Raw genomic sequence first — 25,430 nt, forward strand, 5'->3', positions numbered from 1 at the left:
AAATGTCAGTAAACATCGTTATAATGACGAAATTGCCGGTCAAATGTATAGGTGCTGAATGGATGAACTGGATAGAGCGATTGTCGGGCTTTTGTCGGGGGATGCGCGGATCTCTCTCGCGACAATGGCGCGCAAACTCAAAGTCGCGCGCTCGACCGTGCAGGCGCGGCTGGAGCGCTTGGAAACCAACGGCGTGATCGCGGGCTACACGGTGAAATTGGGCGAAGCTGCGCGCGCCGGACGATTGCGCGCGACTGTTCTTGTCGAGATTGATCTGCGCGTTCAGCCCGCCGTTCTGGGGCGGCTCAAAACGATTCCGGAGGTTGAGCGTATCTCGACCACCTCCGGACGGATCGACCTTTTGTTGCAAATCGCGGCCAATTCGACGCAGCAACTTGATCATGCACTTGATGTCATCGGCGCGATCCCGGGCGTGCTGAATTCGGAAAGTCTGATCCATTTGACGACCAAGCTTGACCGCGCCGTGTGACCTCGCCGCCTTCCGCCACGGAGAAGGCTTTTCCTTCGCCCCCTAGCAATATAAAGCATCACACCAGATAGGCTGGCCGCCCCAGCCATAAGCGCCGCCCCGAGAGGACCGATAAGATGACGATGGAAAAGAACTTTGACGCGGCACAGGCCGAAGCCCGGATCGTGCAGGAATGGGAAGCGCGCAACTGCTTCGCAGCAGGGGCGAACGCCTCGCGCGAGGAAACCTTCTGCATCATGATCCCGCCGCCAAACGTCACGGGTTCGCTCCACATGGGGCACGCATTCAACAACACGTTGCAAGATATTTTGGTCCGCTGGCACCGGATGCGCGGCTTTGACACGCTCTGGCAGCCGGGGCAGGATCACGCGGGCATCGCGACGCAAATGGTGGTGGAACGCGAGCTGGCGAAAGCTGGCGCGCCGTCCCGCCGCGAGATGGGCCGCGAGGCGTTCCTCGAAAAGGTCTGGGAGTGGAAAGAGCAATCGGGCGACACGATCATCAACCAGTTGAAGCGCCTCGGCGCGTCCTGCGATTGGTCGCGCAACGCCTTCACGATGGATGAGACGTTCCAGAAGGCCGTGATCAAGGTCTTCGTTGAAATGTATAACAAGGGTCTGATTTACCGCGGCAAGCGCCTCGTGAATTGGGATCCGCATTTCGAGACCGCGATCTCCGATCTTGAGGTCGAGAATGAGGAACGCCCCGGCCATATGTGGCATTTCAAATACACGCTGGCGGGCGGCGAGACCTATGATTACGTGGAAAAAGACGAGGACGGCAACGTCACTCTGCGCGAGACCCGCGACTATATTTCCATCGCGACCACCCGCCCCGAGACGATGCTGGGCGATGGCGCGGTTGCGGTGAACCCGTCGGATGAGCGCTACGCACCGATCGTGGGCAAGATGGTACATTTGCCGCTTTGCGATCGCTTGATCCCGATTGTGGCAGATGAATACCCCGATCCGACCTTCGGCTCGGGTGCGGTCAAAATCACCGGCGCGCATGATTTCAACGATTACCAAGTGGCGAAACGCTGCGGCCTGCCGATGTATCGTCTGATGGACACCCGCGCCAATATGCGCGCGGACGGCATGAGCTATGAAGACGCCGTCCACCGCGCCCGCGAAATCGCGGCGGGGGCCGAGGCGTCCGAGGCGGAGATCGACACGCTCAACCTCGTGCCCGAAAAATACCGCGGGATGGACCGCGACACCGCCCGCAAGGCCGTGATTGAGGATATCAATGCGCTCGGCCTCGCCGTGATGGTGGCGGAAACCTATCAGGATGAGGACGGCGAGGACGCCACCCGCATGGTGCCCTTCGTCGAGAACAAGCCGATTATGCAGCCGTTCGGGGATCGCTCGAAAGTCATCATCGAGCCGATGCTCACCGATCAATGGTTCGTGGAAACCTCGAAAATCGTTGGGCCCGCGTTGGAGGCCGTGCGCTCCGGCGAGGTCAAAATCATGCCCGAGAGCGGCGAGAAGGTGTATTACCACTGGCTGGAAAACATCGAGCCGTGGTGCATCTCGCGTCAACTTTGGTGGGGCCATCAGGTTCCGGTTTGGTATGACGCTGACGGCAACCACTACTGCGCGCCCTCGGAAGAAGAAGCCGTGGCGCTTGCGGGCGGCAAATCCCTCACCCGCGATCCCGACGTGCTCGACACCTGGTTCTCGTCGGGTCTCTGGCCCATCGGCACGCTCGGCTGGCCCGAGAAAACGCCGGAACTGGCGAAATATTTCCCGACCAATGTGCTCGTCACCGGCCAAGACATCCTGTTCTTCTGGGTCGCACGGATGATGATGATGCAGCTGGCCGTGGTCGATCAGGTGCCGTTCAACACGGTGTATCTGCACGGGCTGGTGCGCGATGCGAAGGGCAAGAAGATGTCCAAATCGCTGGGAAATGTCGTCGATCCGCTTGAGATCATTGACGAATACGGCGCCGATGCGTTGCGGTTCACCAATGCGGCGATGGCGTCGCTGGGCGGCGTGCTGAAGCTTGATATGCAGCGGATCGCGGGCTACCGCAACTTCGGCACGAAAATCTGGAACGCCACCCGCTTTGCCGAAATGAACGGCGTGTTTGAAGGGGCGGCGGCGCAGGGCATCCCGACGCCGACGCATACCGTGAACCGCTGGATCATCGGCGAGACCGCGAAAGTGCGCGAGGCGATTGACGATGCGCTCGCCAATTACCGCTTCAACGACGCGGCGCAATCGCTCTACGCCTTCGTTTGGGGCAAGGTCTGCGATTGGTATGTCGAATTCGCAAAGCCGCTGTTTGATGGCGATCACGCGGAAGAAACCCGCGCCACGATGCGCTGGGTGCTCGATCAATGCTTCATCCTCTCGCATCCGATCATGCCGTTTATCACCGAGGAACTGTGGTCGCTGACCGGTGAGCGCTCTAAAATGCTGGTCCATGGCGATTGGCCGACCTACGCCGCCGCCGATCTGGTCGATGCGGAAGCTGACCGCGAGATGAATTGGGTGATCGGGCTCATTGAGGAAATCCGCTCCTCGCGCACCCAGATGGGCGTGCCGGTTGGCCTGAAATTGCCGCTGGTTCTGGCCGAGGCGGATGACGCCGCGACCGCAGCGCTTGCCCGCAACGAGGCCCTCGTCTTCCGCCTCGCGCGCGTCGATAGCATCACGCAGGGCGGCATCCCGAAAGGCTCGATCTCGATCGCGGCTCCGGGTGCGGTGTTCGGCTTGCCTCTGGAAGGCGTGATTGACGTTAAGGCGGAGAAAGCCCGACTGGAAAAAGCCCTCGCGAAAATCGAAAAAGAAGCGGCGGGCCTTAAGAACCGCCTCGACAACCCGAAATTTGTCGCCAATGCGACCGATGAGGTTATCGAGGAAACCCGCAGCAACCTGAACGCGCGGCAAGAGGAGGTCGCCCAACTGGCCGCCGCCGTCAAACGCCTCGCGGATCTGTAAACCGCGCCGACACCCCGCCGCCAGAAGCCGCCGTATGCGGACGTGCTTTTGGCGGCGGGTTCACGCCCCCGCGCCGCAAATGCGCGGCACAGCCAAAAGGTTTCGCGATGACACTGCGCCATGCCACCCCCCGCTATGCCCCGATCATCGATGCGCTTCCTGCGGCGGTTCCCTTCATCGGCCCCGAGACGCAAGAACGGGCGGCGGGGGCGCCTTTCGCTGCGCGACTGGGCGCGAACGAGAACGGATTTGGCCCCTCCCCCCGTGCAATTTCGGCCATGTCCGAGGCGGCGACTGACATCTGGAAATATGGCGATTCAGAGAGCTATCATCTGCGGGCGGCACTTGCCGCGCAGCATGAGGTCGGGGCCGAAAATATCTTGATCGGTGAAGGGATTGACGGGCTCTTGGGCTATCTGGTTCGCCTGTTCATCGCGCAAGGCGACGCGGTCGTGACCTCGGCGGGCGCGTATCCAACTTTCAATTACCACGTCAAAGGCTTTGGCGGCGTGATCCATACCGTGCCCTACGCAAACGATCACGAAGACCCGACCGCGCTTATCGCAAAGGCGGTGGAGACAGGTGCCAAGCTGATTTATATCGCGAACCCCGACAACCCGATGGGAACGCATCACGGCGCGCAAAAGCTGCAACGCATGATCGAAGCTGTACCTTCGGGCAGCCTTCTGATCCTCGATGAGGCCTATGTCGAATTTGCGCCCGAGGGCACCTCGCCCGCGATTGATCCAAACGATCCCCGCGTGATCCGGATGCGGACCTTCTCGAAAGCCTACGCGCTGGCGGGGGCGCGGATCGGTTACGCGCTCGGGCATGCCGACCTCATCGGCAGCTTTGATAAGATCCGCAATCATTTCGGGATCAACCGGATCGCCCAAGCAGGCGCCCTTGCGGCGCAAGCCGATCACGCTTGGCTGGCGCGCGGAATCGCGCAAGTTGCGCGCGCGCGCGAGGAAATCAGCCGCATCGCGAGGATGCATGGATTGATGCCACTGCCATCAGCTACAAATTTTGTGGCGCTTGATTGCGGGGCGGACGGTGCCTTCGCAAAACGCGTCCTGACAGAGCTGAGCGCGCGTGGCATTTTCGTTCGGATGCCGTTCGTTGCGCCCCAAGACCGCTGCATCCGCGTGTCTTGCGGACCCGACGCCGAGATCAAAGCCTTCGCACAAGCTCTCCCCGAGGCACTGCGCGTCGCACGCGGATAGGCAGGTCTCTGCTCAAGGCCCCGAATATTTCACTTAACTCGCGCGGCAGTGATTTGTGCGGATCAAAACCTTGGGGCAATTTGCGAGCAACATCAGGAGAGCCGAGATGACTCGCAGCCGTAAATTTGCCTTTCTAAGCCCGATCGTATTCGCCATCGCCTTCGGGGCCTACGCGGATGAGACGAAAAACCGCGGCGTTGATAGCGAAATGCATCACGCCGATCCACATTCAGACATGGGTATGCCGGACCCCGCGCTGCTTGAGGGCATGGACCCAGACGAGGCCTTCGTGCGCGGGATGATCCCGCATCACGAGGGGGCCGTGGAGATGGCCCAAAAGGTATTGGCGCAAGGCGATGATCCCGAAATTCGTGCGCTTGCGACAGAGGTGATCAAGGCCCAAGAGGCCGAAATCACTTGGATGGAAAGATGGTTGGAAAAACACGGCGCGCCATAAGCGCGCCGTACTGAGCCAAAGCCGCCGCAGATCCTGCGCCGCGCGTTAGAGGCCGTGGTTTCGCGTAGCCGCCGCAACCACCCGTGCGGCGGCCGTCGCGCCGCCCGCGGTATGGGGTATGTCGAGAGCGATCATTCCCGCCTCCATGACCGCCAAAACCCCCAATGTCATATGGGCGTTGACGTGACCCATATGCGCTACGCGCAAGAAATCACCGTAGTTTGGCGCATCCGGCTCGGCCATGCCCAGTCCGATTCCCAAGGTGACGCCCGCCTGATCCTCGCACCATTTGCGCAAACGCCCCGCGCCGCCATTGCCGATACGTGCGGCCGTGACGCTGTGCGAGCGCGCCCTAGGGTCGGCAACGTTCAGCGCAATGTCGTGGCCCTGCCCCCAATGAGCGAAGGCGGCATGAGTTGCGCCAGCCAAAGCGGTATGACGCGCCCAAACAGCCTCCAGCCCTTCTTCATCCAAAATCATCCGCAAAGCTTCCCCCAGACCAAAGAGGTGATGCGTTGGGGCTGTCCCGTTGAAATGCTGCCAATATTGTTCGGGGGTCGCACGCGGCTCCCAATTCCAATACGGCGTCCGCAAATCCGCCGTCTTTGACGCGGCAAGGGCCTTGTCATTAAACCAAACGAAGCCAAGCCCCGGCGGTGTCATCAAGCCTTTTTGCGACCCCGACACCATAACATCGACACCCCAATCGTCGAACCGGAACATGTCACAGCCCAACGATGCAATACAGTCTACGCCGAACAAGGCAGGATGCGCCGCAGCGTCGATCGCGCCGCGCAAGGCCGCCACATCCGAGCGGATCGAACTTGCGGTATCCGTCTGACAGATCAGCACCGCCTTGATCGTATGACCACGATCTGCCCGCAAACGTTCGCTCACGCGGTCGGGATCAGCAGGCGATTGCAGACCGAAATCGAGGATCTCGACATCCACTCCCAGTTCGCTCAACCCCCGCGCCCAATTCATCCCGAAACGCCCCGTGGCGAGGACCAAAACCTTATCACCGCGAGAAAACAGATTGGTGTTCACAGCTTCCCACGCGGCGTGACCATTGCCGATGTAAATCGCAACGTTCGAAGAACACAGCGCAACCCTCTTGAGATCGGCCACGATCTGCGCCGTCTCCTCGATCAATTTCCCTTCATAGATATTGGGGGCGCCGCGATGCATCGCACCCAACACCCGGTCCGGCATCGTGGATGGGCCCGGAATCGCGAGATAGGGACGACCATTGGCAAGCGACATAAGGGGACCTCTCAAAATGGCAAAAGCGCCAAAGCGCGGCGGAAAATAGCGGCGCGCCAGCAAACCAATCGGTAGCCACACAACCGTATAAGGTCAACGGGTATGGGGCGAGGTATCGGCGGGTTGCGCGTGTCCGCACAATGCTTGGCCAAGGCCTGCGCTTGTCGCCCCCGCCCCCTTGGGCTATCGATCAATCTTGCACCAGCGCGATGAGGCCGACCGTGACCAAACACTCCAAACAGCCCAGCCTGTTTTTGCGGCTCTGGCGCGACTATCTGCACGGGCACTGGCCGGTCATGTCTGCCGCGTTGGTTTTGATGACGATCGACGGCGCGACTTTGGGGGCGTTGTCATGGGTGCTCGAACCCCTGTTTGATCGGGTGTTTGTGTCGCGCGATGCGGGCGCGATCTGGTGGGTCGGCGCCGCGATTTTTGGCCTATTTGCCCTGCGCGCGATAACCTCTGTCGGGTCTAAGACGCTGTTGACGAAAATCTCGCTGGAGTCATCGACAGCGATGCAGGTGGATATTTTACGCCACCTGCTCACACTGGACATGAGCTTCTTTCAGCGAAACCCTCCCGGCGCGCTGATCGAGCGCGTGCAAGGCGATACGCTCGCCGTTCAAGGCGTTTGGTCCACGATTATCACGGGAGCGGGGCGCGATGCGGTGGCACTCGCGGGCCTCGCAGCTGTGGCGATCTCGATCGATCCCGTCTGGACCCTCGCCGCGCTCATCGGTGCACCGCTTTTGATTTTGCCAACCGCGATGGCGCAGCGCTATATCCGCAAGAAGACGCGCCAGAACCGCGACCAAGCCAGCCAGCGTGCCACCCGCCTAGACGAGATTTTCCACGGCGTTTCCGCCGTCAAGCTCAACCAGATGGAACGCTACCAGATGGGGCGGTTCGAGACGATCGTGGGGCGGATCAAAGGCGGTCAGATCAAGATGGCAGCCTCCAACGCGATGATCCCAGCGCTGATTGATATCGTCACAGGCTTCGGGTTCATGGCGGTTTTGGTGCTCGGCGGGCGCGAAATCATTGACGGAGAGCGCACGGTGGGCGAATTCATGTCGTTCTTCACCGCAATGTCGCTCGCGTTCCAACCCCTGCGGCGCCTTGGCGCGCTGGCGGGCACATGGCAGACAGCGGCAGCGTCGCTGGAACGGCTCTACGAATTGCTCGACACGCGCACGCGGATCACGGGCGGGGCGCAAACAAGCGCCGGATCGACCGCGGTTGAACTAGAAAACGTCCGCCTCACCTACGGCGAAACCGAGGTTCTACGCGGGCTTAGCCTGCGCGCAGAGGCTGGAAAAACCACCGCGCTAGTGGGCCCTTCCGGCGCGGGGAAATCAACTGTCTTTAACCTTCTGACGCGGCTCGTTGATCCGGATCAGGGCGTCGTGCGGTTGGGAGGCGTCGATATCTCGACCCTCTCGTTGGAGGCGCTGCGGGCGCAATTCTCGACCGTTGCGCAAGATGCCGCGCTTTTTGACGAAACAATCCGCGAGAATATTGCGCTTGGGCGCTCCGTTCCCGCCGCAGATATGGAGCGAGCCGTAAAAGCCGCGCATGTCTCTGAATTTGTCGACAAACTCCCGCTTGGTCTCGATCAGCCCGCCGGTCCGCGTGGCTCTGGCCTGTCGGGCGGTCAACGTCAGCGCGTTGCAATTGCCCGCGCGGTGCTGCGCGATGCGCCTGTCTTGTTGCTCGACGAAGCCACCTCCGCCTTGGACACCGCCTCGGAGGCACTTGTTGCGCAGGCTCTGGAGGAGCTTTCCGAGGGGCGCACGACGCTGGTCATCGCCCATCGCCTCTCCACTGTCCGGCGCGCCGACAAGATCATCGTCATTGTCGCCGGCGCGGTGGTGGAAGAGGGAACGCATGACGAGCTGATGGCACGCGGGGGCACCTATGCCGCCCTCAGCCGGATGCAATTTTCGGAGTAAAACGATGCGAACAATCCTAGAGATTTCAGGCAATGACCGTGAAGAGTTCCTTCAGGGGCTCGTCACCAACGACATCCGCAAGCTTGCGCAAGGGCCAATCTACGCCGCACTTCTGACGGCGCAAGGCAAGTATCTCGCAGATTTCTTTTTGATCCGCGCAGGCGAGACGATTTTGGTCGACGTGGACGCGAGCCTCGCGCCGAGCCTCGCGCAGCGCCTCACGATGTATCGCTTGCGGGCAGACGTCAAAATCGCGCCCTCGCTCCTGCAGGTCTCTGTGGGCACGGGAGAGGTGCCGTCGGGGGCTGTTGTCGATCCGCGCCATCCGGCGATGGGGTGGCGGCTCTACGGTGAGACGGACGGGACGGATGGCACCGATTTCGACGCAATCCGTGTGGCGCATTGCATCCCCGCAACCGGTATTGAGTTGACACCCGACACCTACATCCTCGAAGCAGGGTTTGAGCGCCTGCACGGCGTTGATTTCCGCAAAGGCTGCTATGTCGGGCAGGAAGTCACCGCGCGGATGAAGCATAAAACCGAATTGCGCAAAGGCCTTGCTCGGGTCTCCCTATCCGCATCGGTCGCAACCGGCACCCCCATCAGCCGCGACGGGCGCGACATCGGAACTTTGCTGACCCGATCTGGAAACGAAGCCATCGCATATCTGCGGCTCGATCGTGCTGGCGATGACATGACGGCGGGCGCGGCGGGTGTCGCGTTGATCGATCAACCCTAAAGAAGGCTTCTGCGCGCCTCAAAATGACAAAGGGCGGCCACTTGGCCGCCCTTCACACATCACAGTTGCGCGAGTTTAGGCGCGCTCAACATACTCAAACAATTCGGTATTCACGATGATTGACTCGTCGGTGCCAACGAAAGGCGGGATCATGACGCGCACGCCGTTATCCAGAATTGCCGGTTTGAACGAGTTCGCCGCCGTCTGACCTTTGACGACAGGCTCCGTCTCAACAACCTTGCAAGTCACTTTCTGCGGCAAAGAAACCGTCAACGCTTCTTCACCGAAATACTCGATCGTTGCGATCATGCCGTCTTGCAAGAACGGGCGGCGATCGCCCAACAGATCGGCGTCGAGCTCGGTTTGTTCATATGTTTCATTGTCCATGAACACGAGCTTGCCATCGGTTTCATAGAGGAATTGCTGGTCTTTTTGATCCAAACGCACGCGCTCGACCTTATCTTCCGACCGGAAACGTTCGTTGAGTTTACGACCGTCGCGCAGGTTCTTCATCTCGACCTGAGCGAAGGCACCGCCCTTGCCGGGCTTCACGTGGCCGACCTTCACAGCGACCCACAGGCCACCATCATGCTCGAGCGTATTACCGGGACGGATTTCATTGCCGTTGATCTTGGGCATGGGAATTACCTGTGCAGACGGGTTGATCGGGAAGTTTGCAGACCTATATATGTGCGATCGGCACAAGGCAAGCAGACTAGATTATGTAGGTGCGTTTAAGCAGTTATGCGCTATACGCATGGCAGGCATGTTACGCAGCCCATATCGAATCAGGGGCACTTACCCCTAATTGGCCCGACGCCAAGAAACGCAAGAGCAATAAAAAGGACGGATCAATGCGCGATTTCGTGGACGGCTCCGCTTTCAACTACGAACAAGGACAACGTGCACGCAAGCTTTTTGCGGCTGTGGTTCTTGCTGCGTTGGATGATGCGATTGCCGATGACCGCAAATACGGGAATGGCCCAGAGCAGATCGCTCGCTGGGCACGCTCGCGCGACGGGCGTGAAGTCCTGTCCTGCGCGGGGATCGACCCCAATGAACGCGTCGTCAAAGGTCTGATGGCGTTTGTATCGAAAGGCGTGCGGACTTCCGTTGCCCTTTCGCGCGAAGAAAGCGAACGCCGGATGGCGGCCGAAGAAGCAGAAGCTGCTTAAAATAGTCATCTGGGGGCTATTGAGAAAGGCGCGCCTTATGGCGCGCCTTTCTCGTTTAAAATGCAATACAGTTAGGACGATCACCCCACTGCCCGCGGACCATCCTTAGGCCACGGCAACAGCGGTTAGAATTGCTCGGTATCAAGCGCTCGCTGGATTTCACGACGCACAAGCTTTCGCACGTTGCGCGTGATACGCTCCCCTAAGACGCCCTGAAGTTCTTGGCGGATCATATCCCGCACGAGTTCGCGCAAGCCCTCCACATCCAATCCTTCGACGCCGAGCGGATCGTGGGCGTCTGACATACCCCCCTCGTTGACCGCGCCGCGCACCTGCTTCCTGACCTCCTCACGAATATCCTCATAGGCCGTCGGTCGGCGCGGCGGCGCCGCAGCGGCTGGAGCGGCCAAATCCTTCAAATGCAACCGTTGAAGGCCCTCGCTCACGCGCGCGACCTCCCTCGCATGTTCGACCTCATCTTGCTCGGTAAAGCCCATCACATCGGCCTCAGCCGCCCAGATATCGTCGGGCACCAGATCAAAATCAGCGGCATCACCGAAGTCGCCCTCCTGCGGAGATGCCTCGGAGGGCTTTGCCTCCTGATCTTCCACGCTATCCGCCCCGCCGCCAAAGGCAAGATCCGCCTCGGGAACTTCGGAGGCATCATGTGCCATATCTTCGGGAGCGGCATACTCCGTTTGCTCTGCATCCACCCACGCATCCGCCTCGAACTGCGCGGCCGATGGGGCGCCGCCGAAAGGATCGCCCAACTCCGGCTCGAACTGCTCAAGAGGCGCGGCGAGAGGCTCCGCGGCGCGCGCAGGCGCCATAGGCGCCGCGGCTGCATCCTTGCGAGGCGCAGGCAGCCCGTCCTCGATCTCGAACGTATCAAACTCGTCAGCGCCCGCGTGCACCGCGCGCCCAAGAATATCACCGACGGGTTGATCCCACTGAACCTCCTGCGCCGTGATCTCGGATTCTGCGAAGGGTTGGTCGCTTGTCACTGCCCCGTGCGCGCCGTCGGCGCTGGCATGTGTAGTACCCTGCTCAGCGCTCACCGAGGGGTCTTCCCCTTCTCCCTCGGGCAGCGGGCCCTCGGAATCATCCTCCTCCACCATCGCGGTCTGAGGCTGGCCCAACTCTTCCGCCTCATCATGCTCGGGTTCGATCGGCAGCGCACTCGAAGGCGCCGCAGGTGGCGCCACGCGCAGCGCCGGGCCGAGGACCAGCGTTTCCTGCTCCGGCTCCGAGCTCACCGCACGATCCGCTTGCGGCGCGGAAGGGGACGGCGAGGCCTCCTGCCGCGGTGGCTGGGGGCGACGCAGATCTTGCGACACCAATCGACGGATCGATGTCAAAACATCTTCAATCTCTACATTGGTATGCTGCTCAGACATCGCGTTTCCCCACCTCGGGCTGCATTTCCGCACGTTGACGGGCGGTGCCCAGCGTCTTTGACACGAGGCAATTTCGAATTTGGTGCCGACAGCTTAGCCTTCCAAGGGCGGGCTGACAATCGGCGCAATGCACCAAAGAAAACCCAGCCCGGAAGGGGCTGGGCCTGTCACGGCGCTGCGCAACATATCCGCGAAAAGCGCGAGAGGGTTTAGTCTTGGCCGATGGCGCGCAGAACCCGATCAAGGCTCTTGCCCTGCGAAGAGGTATACGGCGCGTCTTTGACGGCGTTGTAATAGGCAGCAGGATCATATGTGGGGATTCCAAGCTTCAGGTTTTCTACCGTTAACAAACCCATAGCCTGCAAAAGTGTATAATATGCTACCTGCAACGTGGCATCGGCATCGATACGTGACGCCTGCGCATCCAACAGATCCTGCTCCGCGTCCAGAACCTCCAATGTCGTGCGCGCGCCCAAGGTCGCCTCCTCGCGGACGCCATTATATGCAACGCGTGCCGCACGAATCTGCTCGTCAAAGGCACGGATCTGTGCGCGCGCGACCTCGATACCTGACCACGCGTAGGCAACGGCCTTGCTCACGTCAATTCCGCCCTGCAACAACGCCGACCGCGCCTGATCGCGACCAGCCACGGCGGTCCGGTGTGCCGAAGATAACGCGCCGCCCGAGTAAATTGTTTGGCTCAACGAGAGCCCCGCATACGAGCTATCGACACCCTCTTCGCCATGCTCGACGCCCAAAGCGCCCGTCAAAGTCGGGCGACGGTTTGCCGCAGCAAGCGCCACGCCCAGATCCGCCGCGGTCACATTGTGTTGCAACTGTGCGATGGAAGGATGGTTCCGCTGGGCGACCTTGATCGCCTCATCAAGCGTTTTAGGCGCTTGCGGGGCAGCCGGCATCGCCGCGAGGCTGGTGGGGTATTTTCCCGTGATTGCCTTGTAATCTTCGCGCGCGCTGGTCAGTTCGCCTTGTGCGAAGGACAAAGAGGCCCGCGCCGCCGCAAGAGATGCCTCCGCGAGCGCGACATCTGTGCGCGTCACTTCACCAACCTCGAATCGATCTTGCGCGGCTTTGAGTTCCTCACCGATCACCCGCACCGAGTTCTGGTTGATGCTGACTTGCTCGGCCTTGCTTTTCACAGAGGTGTAGGCCGACACCGTCGCGATCAGCACCTCTTGCTCAATCGACAAAAGCGCCGCACGCGTGGCCAACACGCTCTCTTTCTTCATGTCGATGGTGTATTTGTTTCGCCCGAAATCATAGAGCGTCATGCTTGCTGTCAATTCAAGCGAGGCAGTCGTGCGATCGGCAGGCATGGAGGGTTGGCTCATCGCATAATCGAAATCCGCCGCCCATTGCAAAACGGGACGCAAGGACGAAACCGCCGTTGCGACCTCCTCATCCGCGGCGCGAAGGGTCGCCCGATTTTGATCAAGCAGGTTCGAATTGCGATATGCCGCGATCATCGCATCAGCCAGAGTCTCCGCCATTGCAACGGTTGGAGAGACCAAAAGCCCCAAAGCAGCGACCCCGGAAAACAGGGCATTACGGGAAAACTTGCTTATCATGCGCCAATCCTTGCGTCGTCATAATTACATATCGTCATGCAATTTTGTGGCCCGAGACACGGGCAATCATGCCACTGGGGCCCTTGCGCGCCCCTTACCACCGAGAAGGCAAGCCTTCCCATCTATCACAACGCGAAGGCGCGCTCCGCAGCAAATCCGACAACCGTCGGCGCCGCTGCGTTGAACAGATCGCGCCAAGCGACGTGACCATCCAGTTTCCGCCCCATGCGAACCGTGCCGAGCGCACCCACTTGGAACAGGGCGACAACGCGCCCTCCCTCTTTCAGTTGATCAAGCAACGCGGAGGGGAAGCTTTCAACCCCCCCCTGCACGATGATCGCATCATAGGGGCCATGTTTTGATGCGCCTGCGGACAAGTCCTCGGTGGAGATCACGGCCGCATTGTCAACGCCTTGCGCGCTCAAAATTGCTTCGGCTTGCGTCGAGAAATCATCGGTCTCCAACAGGACGACGGCTTCCGCCATCCGTGCGATCACCGCCGAGGAATACCCCAAACCGCCCGCGATATCGAGCACTAGATCGCCCGGCTGTACATTTAGCGCATCAAGCATTTTCGCGAAGGTGCGCGGCTCCAAAAGCACGCGCCCAGCGCCAAGATCAAGGTTCTCGCCAACATAGGCCGCTTCGATCTTGCCCGCTGGCACGAAAGCCTCACGCGGGACGCCAAGCATTGCGTCAATGATCGGGAATTTTGTCACATCATTCGGACGGACTTGCGTATCCACCATCATCGTGCGGCGCGCAGCGAAATCTTGCATCTGTCAACTCATCGGCTGGAGGGCTGGAACTTCGAAATTATGACTTTGGTTCTGCCATACAAAACATTGCTCGGCAACCTTTGCCGCATCGCAGCGGTGCGGCAAATGCCCCCTCAGACCGCACAAGCAGCTGGGCCATTTTGCACAGAGTGCGCTCGGACAGCCCCATTTGTGCCGTACGCGCACAGCCGCCAGACCGAAACCACGCGAAACGCGACCACACGGCCTGCAGCGCACGGCGGCAACCGGTGGGCACCCGGTGGGCACCCATGAAATTAGCAAAATCCCTGCGCCAAACTTTAACCCCCCCCTTGCACCCAAAAAAGAGTTGGGCTAAACGAGCCCCACTGTGAGGCGGGTGGGCAGGCAGGCTATGCACCGGATTGCAAATCCGTGAAGACCGGTTCGATTCCGGTACCCGCCTCCAGATATCCCCAGATTTATGTGATTTAGCTGCCGCTGCTCGCGCCGGTCATCATAGCTTTTTCAAGATCGCGCTGACGGTTTCTCGAGTCCTTTCCGCTCGCTTGGGTAAGATGCGCCCTTTGCGTTGGACGATCCAAAGATCGTGCCGCACGGCGACCTTCAAATCTTCCACCTTGAGCATGTGCCGCCCTGAGAACGTGTCGATCCCGCTTCGCGGTAGAATCGTATATCCCAGCCCACGCGCCACCGGCTCCGGTATCTGGCCGATCTGATTGATGAAGCTACGCTGCCTCAGGCGATCCGCCCCGGGGTAGTCCCTCGGGAAATTGAGAGAGAGCAACTCATCCGCGTGCGCGAAGCCATCCGGATGGCCAATGAAGCCTATCGCCTCGAGATCCGCGAAACACGTGACAGACGGCGCTGTAGCCGGTGTGATGAGGCAGAGATCTTCCGATCCGGCCCGCGCTCCGATCAATCGCGGATGGACGGGCGTATGATCTACGATACCGAGATCAATCGCTCCGGTCGCGACGCCCTCAAGGATGCGCGTTTGCGGCATGGCCTCTAACCGGATGGAGAGCGCAGGCGCTCGCGCCATCATATCGAGCAAACTCGGATACAGCATGAGCGCAAGCGAACCCGAGCAAGCGAGCGTCACATCGCCCCTATCAGGATCGTCATTTTGCAAAACGCTCTTGAGGTCGCGCTCCTCATCTCTGCGCCGTCGCGCGATCACGAGCAGGGCCTCCCCTGCGGGCGTCGGAGTGAAGCTTTTGCCATCGCGCGTCAGGAGTGGCGTGCCAAGCTGCAGCTCCAATTTCTGGATATGCTGGCTCACTCCGGGCTGCGTCATATTCATCGCGGCTGCCGCACGGGTGAAATGCCCGATCTCGCAGAGCGTCAGATAGGTCTCCAACCATAGGCCGTTAATCACAAATCATTCCAATTTATTATCAAAATCAGAATTTATCATAATTTCCCATGCGCAGCCTGTCACGGTAATTTCACGCAAACACCCTGAAATGAGGCTACGCATGACACAGACAACTCCGAGAACCTTCTCGCACATCGGTCTTTCGGTTCCCGATCTCGACAAGGCCGTCGAATTCTACCGCGACGTGATGGGCTTTTACGTCATTATGGATGCGACCGAAATCACCGAAGACGATAGCGACATCGGTGTGATGTGTAATGATGTGTTCGGTCCCGGTTGGACCAAGTTCCGGATCGCACATCTTTCCACCGCCGACCGTATCGGGTTCGAGCTGTTCGAGTTCCCCGAGAATTACAGCCCCGACGATAATCTGCCCCATCGTCAAACTGGCCTGTTCCACTTTGCGATCCAAGATCCAGATCTCGAAGGATTGCTAGCACGGATTGTTGCGGCAGGCGGCAAACAGCGCATGCCCGTGCGCGCGTATTTCCCGAAAGAAAAGCCCTACCGGATGGTCTATGTCGAAGATCCGTTTGGCATCGTCTTCGAAATTTACTCGCATAGCTACGAGCTGACCTACTCGGCGGGGGCCTATAACTAGGCCATCTCGCTGCGGCGCCTCGCTCGCGAGGGAGCAAACACTGGTCTCACGCCCGCCTCACGGCGCGGGTGTGAGACGTCGAAGCGCCCCATTGCGCGCGTCTTCGATCACCCAAACCGCGCCATCGGGCGCCACCGCGACATCTCTAATCCGCGCGCCCATATCCCAGCGCTCCGCCTCGTCAAACCGCCCCTCTCCGCGCGCCTCGACACGGACCAGCGCCTGCCCTGCCAAAGCACCAATCAATGCGGAGCCCTGCCAGTCGGCGAACATCTGCCCCCCGTAGAACGTCAGCCCCGCAGGCGCGATCACCGGCGTCCAATAGACCGCAGGCGCGGCGAACTCCGGCCTTGTGTCATGGTTTGGTATGGGCGTCCCGTTGTAATTCTCGCCGTTTGAGACGAGTGGCCAGCCGTAGTTCTGCCCTTCCACGATCCGGTTGAACTCATCCCCGCCGCGCGGGCCCATCTCGTGGAGCCACAGATCACCCTCCGCGTTGAACGCGAGCCCATAGGGGTTACGGTGTCCCGTCGTCCACGTAAGAGAACGAACCTCATTGCCGCCCGATACCGGATTGTCCGAGGGCACAGACCCGTCCAACCTCATCCGCATCACTTTGCCGCGCGCCATATCGGGATCCTGCGCGGTTGCGGGCTCCATCCGATCCCCGACAGTTAAAAACAGATGCTCGCCTTGCGGGTCAAAAGCGATGATGCCTCCGGGCTGGCCGCGTCCGCCCGCAGGCGTTTGCGACCAAATCGCGGTGACATCAGCGAGACGGGCCACGCCGTCTTGATCTTTAAGCTTCGCGCGCACCAACTGGAGCGTTCCGCCACCGGCGTCGGGGGCGACAAGGCTGAGATATACGAGGCCGCTTTGATCAAAATCCGGCGCGACGGCGATATCAAGCAGGCCGTTCTGGCCAGATGCCGCAACTTTCGGGATACCTCCTACAGAAATCTTCTCACCATCTTGCCCAACAAGATGCACCGCTCCCGCTTTTTCGGTTACCAACATACGTCCGTCGGGCAAAAACGCGATCGCCCAAGGCGACGCGAATGTCGTGACGGCAACGCTGTCGAAGGGCTGGCGCGGGTTGGCCGCGCGATCCCCGGCATTGACGCTTTGCGCAGAGATCGGGGAAGCCAGCAACGCCGCCACAACAGCGATACTGCCCAATGTAAGCGGCTTGAGATCTGCGGGTGCCATCATCACCTCCTCGGCAAAAAGCATATCGCGCCACAACCGACGCCCTGAGATTAAGCTAGCGCGAGAATGTCTCGCTTCCATGGCGTCACGCGGATTCCCGCCGATTCAATCGCCATGTCGCCGTAACGCGCTAATTCCTCAACAACACCTTGACCGGCGAGAAAAACATCAGTGCAAACCATTACCCGTGAGCACATCAGGCCCGCCGGTCAAAACTCAGGCCGTTAGACCGGCATGATATCAGATAGCAGGTCCGCAATATCGCTTATCTCGACCACCTGCCGCACTCTCGTCGCTGAACCTCTCCTCCCCCTGCGTAGCGATATGCGGGCGGCGATCCGAACTCGAAAGGACGATCTATGAAACGGTTTATTCAGTCTACAGCGGTTCTTTCCGTCGCATTCATGCACGCGTCCCCGTGGGCGCTGACCGCGCAAACCCTACCCGAGGCAGGCACCGCACAAGTTGAAAGCGCCGCCCCCACCTGTGATCCCGCGCCCTGCCCGCCTGAAAACGATGCGCTGACGGCGGACCCGACTCTAGGCGCGCAGGCCGCGAAAGAGGCGGAGGCCGAGGCAAAAGCGCGAGCCGACGCGCAGGCCGCGAAAGACGCGGAGGCCGAAGCAAAAGCACAAGCCGACGCGCAAGCAGCGAAAGACGCAGAGGCCGAGGCAAAAGCACAAGCCAACGCGCAGGCAGCGAAAGACGCGGAAGCCGAGGCAAAAGCGCAAGCCGATGCGCAGGCAGCGAAAGACGCGAACGCCGAGGCAAAAGCACAAGCCGACGCGCAGGCCGCGAAAGACGCAGAAGCCGAAGCAAAAGCGCAAGCCGATGCGCAGGCCGCGAAAGACGCGAACGCCGAGGCGAAAGCGCAGGCCGATGCGCAGGCAGCGAAAGACGCGGAAGCCGAGGCGAAAGCGCAGGCCGATGCGCAGGCAGCGAAAGACGCGGAGGGAGAAGCACAAGCCGACGCCAAAGCCGCACCGCAGGAACCGTTTATCGATCCTAACGCCGGTTTAAAAACCGCCGATGAGCGCCTCGATCCCGATGCCGCGCCAGTTGACGCGCCGATCGTCTCCGAAGCTGAAAAGGACGCTCTATCGAACCTGCTGACGCTTGGGGCGTCTCCTGATCGAGGCGCGACTGCGGGCGCTCAACCCGTCGCGGCGGGCGATGCCGCCCGGGATGCCTCCGACGCACCGCAGGCCGTCACCGCAACCACACAAACCGTAACCGCGGACGATATCCGGAGCGCAACCGAAGAATACGAGGCCGCACCGCAGACTGTCGCGCCCGGCCAGAAGAACCGCCTCTCAAATTTGGAGAAGGCAGGGCTCTTGGGGCTGGGGGCACTGGTCGTCGGATCTATCCTGAAGAACAATTCTGAGGCGGCGGCTGCAGACGAAAATAGCCAACAGGTGGTCTCGAATACCGGTGACCGCGTCGTTGTGCGCCATCCCGACGGCACCTATCAAGTGTTCAAGGACGATGATGCGCTCCTGCGCCGCCCCGGGAGCACGCTCAATACCGAAACCTACCGCGATGGATCGACGCGCACAGTGGTGGACCGTGAGGACGGATCTCAAATCACAACCCTACGCGATGCGACGGGCCGCGTGTTGCAGCGGACACGGATTGATCCGCGCGGGCGTGAAACGGTGTTCTTCGATGATCTCGCACCGGAAACCGAAGTCGTCACGACGTCTTTGCCACAACCCCGCGCACGCCCCTTGGTGATCGACGCGCGCAATGATGACGCGGCCCTGAAAGCCGCCCTTGCCCAGCGTGAGATTGAAAAGCTCGGGCGGAGTTTCAGCTTACGTCAGGTGCGCGATATCGCCCCCTTGCGTCAGCTCGCCGCGATGATCGGTGTTGATAACGTCACCTTCACGTCAGGCTCTTCGGCCTTGTCGACGGCCCAAGTGGATGCGCTGGCCGATCTGGGCGAGGTGATGCAAAAAATGCTCGCCGCGAACCCGAGCGAAGTGTTCCTGATTGAAGGTCACACGGATGCGACAGGAAATGCCGCGATGAACCTCGCGCTCTCGGATCGCCGCGCGGAAACCGTGGCCCTCGCTCTGACCCAGTATTTCGATGTGCCGCCGGAAAATATGGTGGTGCAAGGCTACGGCGAGACGGAATTGCTGATCGATACGCAAGAGAATGAGGAACGTAACCGACGCGTCGCGGTGCGGATCATTACGCCGCTTTTGTAACCAACGAGTGTCCGGGCGGTCCCCTGCCCGCTCGGACAATCGCCACCCTAGACTAGCGTCACTCGGGATCACCTTGGCGTTGACCTGCGGGATCGATCCACCAACACAGCACGCGGCCCCCGCCTGACGGCTGCGCGACATCGACGGAGTTGCCCTCGCCTTGAACTGCGCCCCCTTCGACCAGTTCGCGATGACAGGTGATCCCCGCAATCTCGACGCGCCCCAAAGCCCCGTAACCCAGTTGCGCCGCAATCACCTTCTCGATCAAAAGCGGGCTGATTTCATCAGGCGTCGCGCTGGCGGGATCTTTCACGATCATCGAGATCCGGTCTCGCTTTGCCTCATCCTGTGCAATGATTTGCTGTGCGGCTTGCAGGAAGGCGGCTTCGGTCGCGATATAGGCCTCTAGCTTCGGCAAGCTGCGCTGCGGGGGCTTTTTTAGCTTGATCCGCCCAGCATCATACAGCGCCTTAAGCACCCGCGCGCCGATCGGAGACACCAGCGCCACCCGCCCGTCATAAAACGCGAGGTCCTGCTCGTCTCGCGATAGTCGCACGGCGCCAAAACGGCCATCTTGCAATGCTTTTCGCAACGCCGCCAATGCCGGCGTACGATGCACATCGGGTATGAGATCAATCACCGACAACGCGGGCTTCATGAGGTCTTGAATAGCCCAAAGCATAGCACAACCTTCTTAACGAGATAGGAACGATCTTAGGGCCGCCGGCGCGACAAGTCCACCAAACAGCCCGAGCCGGCGTGACGCTTTGGGCTTTTCATTTGAGTGCTAAAACCGCAGATTATCGGCTCCGCTCTCCAACAACGATGTCCGCGCATGCCTCCCCCCTCCGAAAACACGACAATCCAATCCGTGACGCGCGCGCTCGCGCTGTTGGAGCGCTTGGCCCTGACCGAAAACGGGATGCGATTGTCCGATCTCGCAAAGGCAGAGGGTCTGGCGATCTCGACCACGCACCGGATGCTCACAACGCTGGAAGATCGCGGGTTTGCCCAGACGACGGCGGACGGGCTTTGGCATGTGGGGCGGCGCGCTTTTGCTGTGGGCGGGGCCTATACACGTCGCCTCTCATTTCTTGCCCCCGCGCAGCCTGTCTTACGCCGCCTGCGCGACGAAACGCGCGAAACCGCAAATCTCGGACGGATTGAGGAAGGCGAGGTGGTTACGCTGGCGCAATCCGAAAGTCGCGAGATCATGCGCGCGATCGCGGCGCCCGGCGGCCACACGCCCGTGATGAATTCGGGAATCGGCAAGGCCATTGCCGCGACATGGCCCGATGCAGCCATCGCAGCACATGTCGCACGATACGGGCTGCGGCCAATGACACGCAACGCGCTAGGCTCAATCGAGGCAGTGATGGCGCAAATGGCTGTCATCCGAACGCGCGGCTATGCGGTGGATGACGAGGAGTTTGTTATGGGGATGCGATGCGTTGCCGCCGTTGTCTGGTCGCCCGAGTACGAACCTGTCTGCGCAATTTCAATCTCGGGCCTCGCCGCGCGCGTCACACCTGATCGCGTCGCGGAAATCGGCGCGATTGTTCGCCGCTCGGCCGAGGCCCTCACCGAGATTCTCGGGGGGCGCGCCGCGATATTGGAAGACTAATTTCCACGATGCGGAAAACCATGCAGCACCCCCTCGCGGTTTGGCGCGGCTCGGGTAGTGTAGTCCCAAATCGGAACGACTTTGGAGGGATGCTCGAATGACCTATGTGAACCGCGCCGAGCTGAGCGTAGACGAACAGTTGGCCAAATTTGTTGAAACCGAGCTCTTGGCAGGCACATCCGTGCAAGCGCAAGACTTCTGGGCTGGGTATTCCGCTCTGCTCCAAGACCTTGCCCCCGAAAATGCGCGCCTTTTGGCGAAACGCGAGGACTTGCAATCACAGATCGACGCTTGGCATGCGGATCGCGCGGGCCAGCCATATGACGCGCAAGCGACGCGCGCGTTCCTCACGCAGATTGGCTACCTCGCCGCCCAAGGCGCACCATTCGAGATCGGCACAGGTCCGGTTGATCCCGAAATGTCGAGCCTCGCAGGCCCGCAATTGGTCGTGCCGGTGATGAACGCCCGTTTCGCACTCAATGCGGCGAATGCGCGGTGGGGCTCGCTTTATGATGCACTTTACGGCACGGATGCGCTTCCGGGCGCCCCAAAAGGCAAGGCTTACGATACCGCCCGCGGCGCGGCGGCCGTGGCATGGGCCGCAGAGTTCCTCGACGGCGCTGTGCCGCTGGTAAGCGGATCGCACAAAGATGCCCAATCCTACCGCGTGGAAGACGGCGCATTGATCGTGGCCTTCGCTGACGGCGAGACCACGCTCAAAGATCCGGCTGCCTATGTGGGGCAATCGGGTGCGGGCGATAAGCGCTCCTACCTGTTGGCGCATAACGGCTTGCACATTGAGCTGATGTTCGACCCCGCTCATCCGGTCGGCGCAGCGTCCGCTTCGGGGCTGCGGGATGTCGTGTTGGAAAGCGCGCTGACGGCGATTCAGGATTGCGAGGACTTGATCGCAGCCGTTGATGCCGAAGACAAAGTCGCTGTCTACCGCAATTGGCTGGGCCTGATGAAGGGGGATCTGGCGGAGAGCTTCGAAAAGGGCGGCAAGGTGATGACCCGCGCGCTCAACCCTGATCGCAGCTTCACCGCGCCGGACGGTAGCACCCTCACCCTGCCCGGGCGGGCGGTTCTCTTGGTGCGCAATGTCGGGCATCTGATGACAACGGACGCGGTGATGATGGCAGGCGCCGAGACGCCCGAGGGCATTATGGATGCGGTCATGACTGTCGCTGGCGCGCTGCATGATTTGGCAAAAACCGATGGGCCACGAAATTCGCGCGCAGGGTCCGTTTACGTCGTGAAACCCAAGATGCACGGCCCTGAGGAGGTTGCTTTCGCAGACACGCTTTATGCCCGTGTCGAGGACCTGTTGGGGCTTGCCTGCGGAACGGTGAAGCTTGGCGTGATGGATGAGGAACGCCGGACATCGGTCAATTTGCGCGAGTGCATTCGTGCCGTGAAAGATCGCATCGTGTTCATCAACACGGGCTTCCTTGATCGCACTGGCGACGAAATTCACACCTGCATGGCCGCAGGCGCTGTCGTGCCCAAGGCCGAAATGCGCACCTCTGCTTGGCTGACCGCCTATGAGGACGGCAACGTCGACGCGGGGCTTGCCTCGGGTATGGCAGGGCGTGCCCAAATTGGCAAAGGCATGTGGGCCAAGCCCGACGCGATGGCCGAGATGCTAGAGGTGAAAATCGGGCATCCGAAATCCGGCGCGAACACGGCATGGGTGCCCTCTCCCACCGCCGCAACCCTGCATGCAACACATTATCACGCAGTCAATGTGGCGGCCGTGCAAGAGACTTTGAAATCGCGCGACTATGCGTCCCAAGAAGCGTTGCTGACACCACCACTCCTGAATGGGCGCAACCTGTCGGCAGACTCTGTTGCGCGCGAATTGGATATGAACTGCCAGTCCATTTTGGGCTATGTGGTGCGCTGGGTTGATCAGGGTATCGGGTGTTCGAAAGTGCCAGATATTGACGATGTTGGCTTGATGGAAGACCGTGCAACGCTGCGGATCTCATCGCAGGCGCTGGCAAACTGGCTATGCCACGGGTTGATCAGCGAGGCGCAAATCGACGAGTCGCTGCGCCGTATGGCGCTGGCCGTAGATCGCCAAAACGCGACCGACCCTGCCTACACACCAATGGCCCCAGCCTACGACGGCCCCGCCTTCCTCGCCGCGCGCGATCTGATCGTGCAAGGCGCGGCGCAGCCGTCGGGATATACTGAACCACTCTTGCACGCTTGGCGGCGCAAGGCGAAAGCTCTCAAAGGATAATATAATGATCACGATACAACGACTCGATCTCGATGACGCGCGCAAGATGATCGCGGGCGGGCAAGCAAAAGCACGTGAAATCGGTGTGCCGATGTGCATCGCGATTACCGATGAGAGCGGCCAGCTGATCGCATTTGAGAGAATGGAGGGCGGCAAGGTGACATCCAGCACCATCGCCATCGACAAAGCCTTCACCGCGGCGGGAGCCAAGAAAGCAACGCATGAATACGGCGCAGCGAGCCAGCCGGGCGCGCCTGCTTACGGCATCGCGTCAGCAATTGGCGGGCGTCTGATGGTGGTTGGCGGCGGCTTGCCTGTGATGGTCGACGGCGCATGCGTGGGTGGCATCGGCGTGTCTTCGGGCACGCCCTTGCAAGATCAAGAAGTCGCACAAGCCGGCATCGACGCGCTGCTCGGCTAAAGAGACCTAACGAAAGACCGCCACTCATGAAACGAAAGGGGGCCAGCGGCCCCCTTTTTAACATTCGCAAGCGTGTCAGACGCCCTCGTCGATCGGCTCGAAGGCATCGGGCCGCGCGCGCAGCCAACGCTCGAGATAGCCGAAGCGTTCGTCATCCTCGCGCAGCAAAAATCCTTCCGGCATATAGGGGGAGACCTGTTGGCCCGTCACCATATTGCGATCAGAACTCTCGCACCATCAGGTGATGCGGCAAGAATCCCCAAGGGGAATCCAGCCCCGCCGCACCCGTCATCTCGCCCAGAGCCTTGAGCGTGTTGCGGTGGAAGTTCGCGACCCGCGTCGCCTTATCGGGCACAACCAGCGCCCGCTGTCGAATCGGATCTTGCGTTGCCACGCCTACGGGGCAACAATTCGTGTGACAGGCTTGCGCCTGAATACAGCCGATCGAGAACATAAATCCGCGCGCAGAATTCGCCCAGTCTGCACCAAGCGCAAGAGCCTTCGCGATATCGAATGCCGTGACCAGCTTTCCAGACGCGCCGATCTTAATCCTGTCGCGCAGCCCAGCACCGCGCAGGGTGTTATGCACAAAGGTCAGCCCCTCCACGAGCGGCATCCCCATATGGTTTGCAAATTCCAACGGAGCAGCACCCGTCCCACCTTCTTTACCGTCCACGACGATGAAATCAGGCGTGACCCCAGTTTTCAGCATCGCTTTGACAATACACATAAATTCGCGGCGGTGGCCGATACACAGCTTGAACCCGATAGGTTTACCATCGCTCAACTGACGCAGCTCGCGAATAAATTCCATCATTTCCAACGGCGTTGAGAACGCGGAATGGGAAGCCGGTGAGATGCAATCGACGCCCATCGGGACCCCGCGCGCCTCTGCAATCTCCGGCGAGATTTTCGACGCGGGCAACATCCCCCCGTGCCCAGGCTTGGCGCCCTGGCTAAGCTTGATCTCGATCATCTTCACCTGAGGATCGGCAGAGACCTTCGCGAACGCATCGGGATCAAAGCCACCTTCGGGTGTGCGACACCCGAAATAGCCGGACCCCAACTCCCAGATCAAATCGCCGCCGCCGACACGGTGATAGCGCGAGATCCCGCCCTCGCCCGTATCATGCGCAAAGCCCCCTGCTGCAGCACCGCGATTAAGTGCCTCGATCGCATTCGCCGACAGCGATCCGAAACTCATCGCGGAAATATTATAAAGGGACGCGGAATAAGGCTTCGTGCAATCGGGGCCCCCGATCAACAAACGGAAGTTCGTATCCGCAATGTGCCGCGGCCGGATCGAATGGGTTAACCATTGGTAGCCCAAGTCGTAGACCCGCATCCTTGTGCCGAAGGGCCGCGCATCTTCCACGTTCTTCGCACGCTGGTACACGATCGAGCGCTCATCGCGCGAGAACGGTTCTTCATCCTGATCGCTCTCAATAAGGTACTGCCGGATTTCGGGCCGAATTCCCTCGAACAAAAACCGCATGTGGCCCACGACCGGATAATTGCGCAGCACGGAATGTCTTTTCTGAATAAGGTCATAGACCCCAAGACCTGTCAGGAAGGCAAAAGCGAAGAACCCGAGAACGAACCACCCGGACGACGCGACCCCAGCCAAGCAAAAAAGGCTCAACACCCCGCAAAGGACAAGCGGTGTATAGCGGGCATAAGCAGTAAACATTCAGACATCTCTTTTCGCTGGCAAACAGGGCTGGCCGCACCCTCGC

At 60.4% G+C, this 25,430-nt stretch carries 20 protein-coding genes, 1 tRNA gene and 1 pseudogene; 13 read left to right on the forward strand and 9 right to left on the reverse strand.

Annotation, left to right across the window (positions count from 1 at the left end; genetic code table 11):
• Positions 1-58 precede the first annotated feature (58 nt).
• From SJY32_RS11020 to SJY32_RS11035, 4 genes are all read left to right on the forward strand, one after another.
• The gene (locus tag SJY32_RS11020; protein ID WP_376874942.1) at positions 59-490 is read left to right on the forward strand and encodes an Lrp/AsnC family transcriptional regulator; all 432 of its coding nucleotides are present in this window, start codon (positions 59-61) and stop codon (positions 488-490) included.
• A 116-nt stretch (positions 491-606) separates the two neighbouring features.
• Positions 607-3,441 carry a valine--tRNA ligase gene (locus SJY32_RS11025; protein ID WP_376874945.1) on the forward strand — a complete coding sequence of 945 codons (2,835 nt, stop codon included), beginning with the start codon at positions 607-609 and terminating at the stop codon, positions 3,439-3,441.
• Between the two features lie 107 nt (positions 3,442-3,548).
• Positions 3,549-4,667: a pyridoxal phosphate-dependent aminotransferase gene (locus SJY32_RS11030; RefSeq protein WP_376874948.1), complete on the forward strand. Its 1,119-nt coding sequence runs from the start codon at positions 3,549-3,551 to the stop codon at positions 4,665-4,667.
• Between the two features lie 106 nt (positions 4,668-4,773).
• Positions 4,774-5,124 carry a DUF305 domain-containing protein gene (locus tag SJY32_RS11035; RefSeq protein WP_376874951.1) on the forward strand — a complete coding sequence of 117 codons (351 nt, stop codon included), beginning with the start codon at positions 4,774-4,776 and terminating at the stop codon, positions 5,122-5,124.
• Positions 5,125-5,169: 45 nt separating this feature from the next.
• On the opposite strand, the gene SJY32_RS11040 is transcribed toward SJY32_RS11035, so the two are convergent.
• The gene (locus SJY32_RS11040) at positions 5,170-6,387 is read right to left on the reverse strand and encodes a pyridoxal-phosphate-dependent aminotransferase family protein (RefSeq protein ID WP_376874954.1); all 1,218 of its coding nucleotides are present in this window, start codon (positions 6,385-6,387) and stop codon (positions 5,170-5,172) included.
• Positions 6,388-6,596: 209 nt separating this feature from the next.
• Here SJY32_RS11040 and SJY32_RS11045 point away from each other — a divergent pair, with 209 nt between their 5' ends.
• Positions 6,597-8,339 (forward strand): ABC transporter ATP-binding protein, encoded by a 1,743-nt coding sequence (locus SJY32_RS11045; protein WP_376877699.1) that lies wholly within the window; start codon positions 6,597-6,599, stop codon positions 8,337-8,339.
• Positions 8,340-8,343: 4 nt separating this feature from the next.
• On the forward strand, positions 8,344-9,078 hold the full coding sequence (locus SJY32_RS11050; RefSeq protein WP_376874957.1) for a YgfZ/GcvT domain-containing protein: 735 nt from the start codon (positions 8,344-8,346) through the stop codon (positions 9,076-9,078).
• Between the two features lie 75 nt (positions 9,079-9,153).
• Here SJY32_RS11050 and efp read toward each other — a convergent pair whose 3' ends face one another.
• Positions 9,154-9,717 (reverse strand): elongation factor P, encoded by a 564-nt coding sequence (efp, locus tag SJY32_RS11055; RefSeq protein WP_376874960.1) that lies wholly within the window; start codon positions 9,715-9,717, stop codon positions 9,154-9,156.
• Positions 9,718-9,932: 215 nt separating this feature from the next.
• On the opposite strand from efp, the gene SJY32_RS11060 reads away from it, so the two are divergent.
• Positions 9,933-10,253: a DUF6280 family protein gene (locus SJY32_RS11060; RefSeq protein ID WP_376874963.1), complete on the forward strand. Its 321-nt coding sequence runs from the start codon at positions 9,933-9,935 to the stop codon at positions 10,251-10,253.
• Between the two features lie 125 nt (positions 10,254-10,378).
• Here the strand turns inward: SJY32_RS11060 and SJY32_RS11065 are convergent, their stop codons facing one another.
• The 3 genes from SJY32_RS11065 to SJY32_RS11075 form a co-directional block, all read right to left on the reverse strand.
• Positions 10,379-11,650: a hypothetical protein gene (locus SJY32_RS11065; protein WP_376874966.1), complete on the reverse strand. Its 1,272-nt coding sequence runs from the start codon at positions 11,648-11,650 to the stop codon at positions 10,379-10,381.
• A 209-nt stretch (positions 11,651-11,859) separates the two neighbouring features.
• A complete protein-coding gene (locus SJY32_RS11070; RefSeq protein ID WP_376874969.1) occupies positions 11,860-13,236 on the reverse strand; it encodes a TolC family outer membrane protein in 1,377 nt (458 codons plus the stop codon).
• Between the two features lie 125 nt (positions 13,237-13,361).
• On the reverse strand, positions 13,362-14,015 hold the full coding sequence (locus SJY32_RS11075; RefSeq protein WP_376874972.1) for a protein-L-isoaspartate O-methyltransferase: 654 nt from the start codon (positions 14,013-14,015) through the stop codon (positions 13,362-13,364).
• 353 nt (positions 14,016-14,368) lie between these two features.
• On the opposite strand from SJY32_RS11075, the gene SJY32_RS11080 reads away from it, so the two are divergent.
• A tRNA-Cys gene (locus SJY32_RS11080) sits at positions 14,369-14,442 on the forward strand.
• Positions 14,443-14,490: 48 nt separating this feature from the next.
• On the opposite strand, the gene SJY32_RS11085 is transcribed toward SJY32_RS11080, so the two are convergent.
• The gene (locus tag SJY32_RS11085; RefSeq protein WP_376874975.1) at positions 14,491-15,375 is read right to left on the reverse strand and encodes a LysR family transcriptional regulator; all 885 of its coding nucleotides are present in this window, start codon (positions 15,373-15,375) and stop codon (positions 14,491-14,493) included.
• A gap of 100 nt (positions 15,376-15,475) precedes the next feature.
• On the opposite strand from SJY32_RS11085, the gene SJY32_RS11090 reads away from it, so the two are divergent.
• Positions 15,476-15,976: a lactoylglutathione lyase family protein gene (locus SJY32_RS11090; protein WP_376874978.1), complete on the forward strand. Its 501-nt coding sequence runs from the start codon at positions 15,476-15,478 to the stop codon at positions 15,974-15,976.
• Between the two features lie 57 nt (positions 15,977-16,033).
• Here SJY32_RS11090 and SJY32_RS11095 read toward each other — a convergent pair whose 3' ends face one another.
• Positions 16,034-17,185 carry a PQQ-dependent sugar dehydrogenase gene (locus SJY32_RS11095; RefSeq protein ID WP_376874981.1) on the reverse strand — a complete coding sequence of 384 codons (1,152 nt, stop codon included), beginning with the start codon at positions 17,183-17,185 and terminating at the stop codon, positions 16,034-16,036.
• 359 nt (positions 17,186-17,544) lie between these two features.
• On the opposite strand from SJY32_RS11095, the gene SJY32_RS11100 reads away from it, so the two are divergent.
• The gene (locus SJY32_RS11100; protein ID WP_376874984.1) at positions 17,545-19,401 is read left to right on the forward strand and encodes an OmpA family protein; all 1,857 of its coding nucleotides are present in this window, start codon (positions 17,545-17,547) and stop codon (positions 19,399-19,401) included.
• 58 nt (positions 19,402-19,459) lie between these two features.
• Here SJY32_RS11100 and SJY32_RS11105 read toward each other — a convergent pair whose 3' ends face one another.
• Positions 19,460-20,083, reverse strand: coding sequence for a hypothetical protein (locus SJY32_RS11105; protein ID WP_376874987.1), 624 nt, complete (start codon positions 20,081-20,083; stop codon positions 19,460-19,462).
• A gap of 153 nt (positions 20,084-20,236) precedes the next feature.
• Between SJY32_RS11105 and SJY32_RS11110 the strand changes: the two genes are divergently transcribed.
• The 3 genes from SJY32_RS11110 to SJY32_RS11120 all read left to right on the forward strand — a co-directional run bounded on the left by SJY32_RS11110 (position 20,237) and on the right by SJY32_RS11120 (position 23,694).
• The gene (locus SJY32_RS11110; protein WP_376874990.1) at positions 20,237-21,025 is read left to right on the forward strand and encodes an IclR family transcriptional regulator; all 789 of its coding nucleotides are present in this window, start codon (positions 20,237-20,239) and stop codon (positions 21,023-21,025) included.
• 97 nt (positions 21,026-21,122) lie between these two features.
• Positions 21,123-23,273: a malate synthase G gene (locus SJY32_RS11115; protein WP_376874993.1), complete on the forward strand. Its 2,151-nt coding sequence runs from the start codon at positions 21,123-21,125 to the stop codon at positions 23,271-23,273.
• Between the two features lie 4 nt (positions 23,274-23,277).
• Positions 23,278-23,694 carry a heme-binding protein gene (locus SJY32_RS11120; RefSeq protein WP_376874996.1) on the forward strand — a complete coding sequence of 139 codons (417 nt, stop codon included), beginning with the start codon at positions 23,278-23,280 and terminating at the stop codon, positions 23,692-23,694.
• 75 nt (positions 23,695-23,769) lie between these two features.
• Here the strand turns inward: SJY32_RS11120 and SJY32_RS11125 are convergent.
• Positions 23,770-25,384, reverse strand: a pseudogene (locus SJY32_RS11125) (FMN-binding glutamate synthase family protein).
• Between the last annotated feature and the right edge of the window lie 46 nt (positions 25,385-25,430).

Origin of the sequence: Albirhodobacter sp. R86504 (genome assembly GCF_042466415.1) — a bacterium.
GTDB lineage: Bacteria > Pseudomonadota > Alphaproteobacteria > Rhodobacterales > Rhodobacteraceae > Albirhodobacter.